1 protein-coding gene is annotated in these 800 nt (G+C 42.9%); it reads right to left on the bottom strand.

Annotation, left to right across the window (positions count from 1 at the left end):
• A partial coding sequence (locus R7R24_RS26075) for a heavy metal translocating P-type ATPase metal-binding domain-containing protein (protein ID WP_318120025.1) occupies nucleotides 1-754 on the bottom strand: 754 nt, incomplete at its 3' end.
• Between the last annotated feature and the right edge of the window lie 46 nt (nucleotides 755-800).

Below are 800 nucleotides of genomic sequence, written 5' to 3'. Positions count from 1 at the left end.
CGATCGAAACTGGGACGTCCATGCCTAGAGTTCGCCCTTTAATGCTTCGCCAAGCATTAAGGTAAAATGGTAGGGCAGAGTAAAGAAGAACTGGTGTAGCGAAAATCAAACTTACCCATCGGAAGTAGTTTTTAAATTCGGGTTCCAAATCGCCAAACACTTCTAAATACAACGCCACAGCAAGCATCATTACTTGCATCGTCGCTAAGCCAGCAATACCCAATCGGTAAAGGTACTGCTTCATCATTCGGTGATAAGATGCTTCTTGTTTGTCTGCTTCAAATGGCGCGGCTTTATAACCAAGCTTATGAATAACTGAAAGCAGTTCACTTAACTTAACTTGAGTTTTGTCCCACGCAAGCAAAGCTCGGTTTGTTGTCGTATTTACCCGTATGGAGACTAAACCTTTAGCGCTGGATACTTGCTTTTCAATAAGCCATGCACAAGCGGCGCAGGATACACCTTCGAGAGATAATGTTACTTCAGATACATTGTCATGATTACGTACAAATTCTGATTGAACATCTTCATTGTCATAGTGGATCAGGGCTTGAAGTTGTTCTGGAACGAGGTCTGCTTTTTCAGCGGGTGCGGTTCGGTACTGGTAGTAAGAAACAAGACCGCTATCTACGATAGTTTGTGCGACAGTTTCACACCCCGGGCAGCACATCTCACGAACTTCGCCAAGTATTTCTACTTTAAAATCCGTGTTTGCTGGTACATCTTCACCACAGTGGTAACAGGATTTGCACATAAAATTACTTCATTAATGAGACAGAAACTGCTGGAAATTCGACTTT

This window comes from Vibrio sp. 704 (genome assembly GCF_033339295.1).
This window is presented reverse-complemented; position numbering and strand designations above follow the sequence as displayed.